The organism is Amnibacterium sp., from assembly GCF_025463795.1.
GTDB lineage: Bacteria > Actinomycetota > Actinomycetes > Actinomycetales > Microbacteriaceae > Amnibacterium.
Genome location: NZ_JAODBE010000191.1, coordinates 1 through 4,055, shown reverse-complemented (window position 1 = coordinate 4,055; position 4,055 = coordinate 1). Strand labels below are relative to the sequence as shown.

The 4,055-nt window shown below is 71.0% G+C and carries 4 protein-coding genes; 3 read left to right on the top strand and 1 reads right to left on the bottom strand.

Annotation, left to right across the window (positions count from 1 at the left end; all coding sequences use genetic code 11):
* Both JWQ92_RS15910 and JWQ92_RS15905 read left to right on the top strand, forming a co-directional pair.
* Positions 1–351, top strand: a 351-nt coding sequence (locus tag JWQ92_RS15910) for an alpha/beta hydrolase (RefSeq protein WP_297345441.1), incomplete at its 5' end; no start/stop codon positions are given.
* The gene (locus JWQ92_RS15905; protein ID WP_297345440.1) at positions 351–1,400 is read left to right on the top strand and encodes a biotin/lipoate A/B protein ligase family protein; all 1,050 of its coding nucleotides are present in this window, start codon (positions 351–353) and stop codon (positions 1,398–1,400) included. The genes JWQ92_RS15910 and JWQ92_RS15905, both read left to right, overlap by 1 nt.
* A gap of 18 nt (positions 1,401–1,418) precedes the next feature.
* On the opposite strand, the gene JWQ92_RS15900 is transcribed toward JWQ92_RS15905, so the two are convergent.
* A complete protein-coding gene (locus tag JWQ92_RS15900) occupies positions 1,419–3,269 on the bottom strand; it encodes an MDR family MFS transporter (RefSeq protein WP_297345442.1) in 1,851 nt (616 codons plus the stop codon).
* A gap of 170 nt (positions 3,270–3,439) precedes the next feature.
* On the opposite strand from JWQ92_RS15900, the gene JWQ92_RS15895 reads away from it, so the two are divergent.
* Positions 3,440–4,055 (top strand): M15 family metallopeptidase (locus JWQ92_RS15895; protein ID WP_297345439.1); only part of this gene is annotated, 616 nt, incomplete at its 3' end.

The window sequence follows — 4,055 nt, the reverse complement described above, 5'->3', positions numbered from 1 at the left end:
CCTGAAGTCGCGAGGCGGTGGGTCGAGGATCCGCTCACCTTCCCCGCCACGACGCGGCAGCTGATCGGGCTGCGGGAGTCGCTGCGGCTCGTGGGACGGCCGGCGCGCCGCCTGTCGGCGTCGCTGCCGGTGCTGATCCAGGTCGGCGCGGACGACACGCTGGGTGGTGCCCGCAGTGTGGAGCGCCTGGTCCGCGCCTACCGGGAGCGCTCCGGCATCACCGACGTCACCGCGATCGTCTACGACGGGGCGCGTCACGAGGTCTACAACGAGACGAACCGGGATCAGGTCATCGCGGACCTGATCGGCTGGATCGAGGAGCACGTGCTGTCGAGAGGAGCCGAGCGCTGATGCACGGGGAGTACAAGGTGCCGGGCGGCAAGCTCGTCGTCGTCGACTTCGACGTGAAGGACGGCCGTATCGCGCGGTTCCGGCTCGCGGGCGACTTCTTCCTCGAGCCCGACGAGGCCCTCGAGCGGGTCGATGCGGCCGTCACCGGGCTGGCCGCCGAGTCGAGTGCGACCGACATCGCGGCCGCCGTCCGCGCCTCGCTGCCCGACGGCGCCGTGCTGCTCGGGTTCACGCCCGACTCCGTCGGCACCGCCGTACGGCGGGCGATCGGCCGGGCCGCCGACTGGCGCGACTTCTCGTGGGAGCTGCTGCACCCCCCGGCCGTTCGGCCCGCCGTGCACCTCGCGCTCGATCAGGTGCTCACCGATGAGGTCGGCGCGGGGCGGCGGCGCCCGACGCTGCGCATCTGGGAGTGGGACGAGCCCGCCGTCGTGATCGGCAGCTTCCAGTCCCTGCGCAACGAGGTCGATCTGGAGAACGCGAAGCGGTTCGGCATCGATGTCGTCCGCCGCATCTCGGGTGGCGGAGCCATGTTCATGGAGGCGGGCAGCGTCGTGACCTACTCGCTGTACGCGCCGGGCGAGCTCGTCGCCGGCATGTCCTTCGCCGAGTCGTACGCGTATCTCGACGACTGGGTGCTGCAGGCGCTGCGATCGCTCGGCATCGACGCGACCTACCAGCCGCTGAACGACATCGCCTCCCCGCTCGGCAAGATCGGCGGCGCGGCGCAGAAGCGCCTCGGCGGCGGTGCCGTGCTCCATCACGTCACGATGAGCTACGACATGGACGGCGAGAAGATGGTCCAGGTGCTCCGCATCGGGCGGGAGAAGATGAGCGACAAGGGCACCGTCAGCGCGGCGAAGCGCGTCGATCCGCTGCGCAAGCAGACGGGTCTGCCTCGCTCGGCGATCATCGAGCGGATGGAGGAGACCTTCGTCCGGCTCACCGGGGCCACCCACGGCGAGCTCACGGCGGGTGAGCTCGCGGCCGCCGAGGAGCTCGTCCGCACGAAGTTCGCCACGGAGGAGTGGCTGAACCGGGTGCCCTGAGCGGCACCCGGTCCGATGTCAGCCGGTGACCGGCTCCGGTCCGTCGGCGATCCGGGGGCGCACGCCGGCCGGCTCGGGCTCCGGCAGCTCCTGCTCCGCGCCGCCCGGTGCGACCATGGCGCCGCCTTCGTGGGCCTTGTCCGCCGCCTCCTGGAGCGCGGACTTGCCGCGCAGCGGCGTCGCCTTCAGGAACCAGCTGAGGACGAACGCGACCGCGACGACCACGAGGCCCGCCCAGAACACCGTCACCATGGCGTTCGAGAAGCCGACGAGGAAGGGCTCCTTCAACGCGCGGCTCGCCGTCGTGAGGAAGGCCGTGTCCCCGTTGAACGCGCCGGTCGTGCCGCCGCCCCCCGAGCCGCTCGGTCCGCTCGACGTGATCCTCGACACGACCTGGTTCACGACCTGGTGCCGTGCGGCCGCGTTCGACAGGTCGACCTGCGCCGGCAGCTGCGCCTTGATCGGGCTCACGATCGTGTCGTAGATCGTCGACATGATCCCGCGGTTGTTCGCGGCGCCCGCCACGGCGGGGTTCAGCGCCGCGTCGAGCGCCGGTCGCACGAGTGACGGGTTCGTGAAGGCGCCCGCGATCGTGTTCGGGATGCGGGTGAACAGCACCGACAGGAGCACCGCGGTGCCCACCGTGCCGCCGATCTGCCGGAAGAACGTCGACGCGCTCGTCGCGACGCCGATGTAGCGGATGTCGACGGCGTTCTGGCTCGCGATCGTGAGGGTCTGCATCAGCTGGCCGAGACCGAGTCCGATGCCGAACATCCCGATCATCGCCCACCAGAGCGGCCGGTCGGCGGTGACGAACGTCATGTAGAAGAAGGCGAGCACGAGCAGCCCGGTGCCCGTGATGGGGAAGATCTTGTACCTGCCGGTGCGCGAGATCAGCTGGCCGGAGACGATCGAGGAGATCATGAGACCGGCGACCATCGCGATCATCGTGAAGCCGGACTGCGTCGGGTTCAGGCCCTGCACGAGCTGCAGGTACAGCGGAACCGTCAGCAGGGCGCCGAACATGCCGAAGCCGACGAGCACGCCGAGCACGGTGGCCACGGAGAACGTGCGGTTCTTGAACAGGGCGAGCGGGATGAGGGCGTTCTCCTTCATCCGCAGCTCGGCGATCACGAAGGCGACGACCCCGAAGGCCGCGAGGCCGTAGCAGAGCCAGGCGCCCCACGACCCCCAGCCCCAGGTGCGGCCCTGCTCCGCCACGATCAGGCCCGGCACGAGAGCCAGGATCACGAACACCGCGCCGAACCAGTCGATCACGGCGCTGCCGTGCCGCTTCGGGAGGTGCAGGAAGCGGGTCACCATGAACAGGGAGAACACGCCGATCGGCAGGTTGATCAGGAACACCCAGCGCCAGCCGCTGATGAAGAGGATCTGGCCGGCCCCCGCGAACAGGCCGCCGACGAGCGGGCCGATGACGCTCGAGGTGCCGAAGACCGCCAGGAAGTAGCCCTGGTACTTCGCCCGCTCGCGCGGCGCGAGGATGTCGCCCATCACGGTGAGGGCGAGCGACATGAGGCCGCCCGCGCCGATGCCCTGCACCGCGCGGAAGGCGGCGAGCGAGTACATGCTCCAGGCCGTGCCCGACAGCAGCGAGCCGACGAGGAAGATGCCGATCGCCGTCAGGAAGATCGGTCGGCGGCCGAAGATGTCGGACAGCTTGCCGAGGATCGGCGTCGAGATCGTCGAGGTGATGAGGTAGGCGGTGGTCACCCACGCCTGCTCGCTGAGGCCGTGCAGGTCGTCCGCGATGGTGCGGATGGCCGTGCCCACGATGGTCTGGTCGAGCGAGGCGAGGAACATCCCGCTCATCAGGCCGAAGATGATGAAGAGGATCTGCCGGTGCGTCATGACGACGGCGGCGCCCGAGCCAGGAGCCGGGGAACCGGCTGCGGCGGCGGGTGGGGCACTTGCGGTCGTCATGGGGACTCCTGCCCGGAAAGTTGCGCAGCGTGCAAAATACCCCACTCCGGAGGGTGCCGGAGCCCCGGGGGTCGCCGGGCGGGCTCTATGCTCCGGCGATGCGCAGGAGCAGGGGTCGGATCGCCGCTGGTCTCGCCGTCGGCGGCCTCCTCTGCGCCCTCTCGGCCTGCACCGCGACCCCCGTGCACGCCCATGCGACGGCGGCCCCCGTCACCCGCAGCCCCGCTCCCGCCACCCGGCCGTCGAGCCCGTCGCCCTCCCCCACCCCGACCTTCGACCGGGCCGCGCACTCCATCGACGACCCGGCCGGCATCTGGGTCGTCGTCGACAAGCTGCGTCCGCTGCGGCCCGCCTCGTTCGTACCGCCCGACCTCGTGACGGTCGACGTGCCCCACACGAATCCGCCGATCCTGCGTCGGGTCGCCGCCACCGCCGCCGAGCAGCTGTTCGCAGCCGCCGGGCGGGCCGGCATGCGGCTCGCGTCGAACAGCACCTACCGGCCGTTCGACGACCAGCAGCGGATCTACGCAGGGGATCGCAAGCGGGTCGGCGTCGCCGGGGCGGACCGCCTGACCGCGCGCCCGGGGTACAGCGAGCACCAGACCGGGCTGGCGATCGACATCGGCAGCGCCGGCGGGCACTGCGACCTCGACCCGTGCTTCGCCACGACGCCGCAGGGGCGCTGGCTGGCGGCGGATGCCTGGCGATACGGCT

Coding starts and splice junctions, on each gene's coding strand:
- JWQ92_RS15905 (WP_297345440.1), top strand. CDS start 351: ATGCACGGGGAGTACAAGGTGCCGGGCGGCAAGCTCGTCGTCGTCGAC.
- JWQ92_RS15900 (WP_297345442.1), bottom strand. CDS start 3,269: ATGACGCACCGGCAGATCCTCTTCATCATCTTCGGCCTGATGAGCGGG.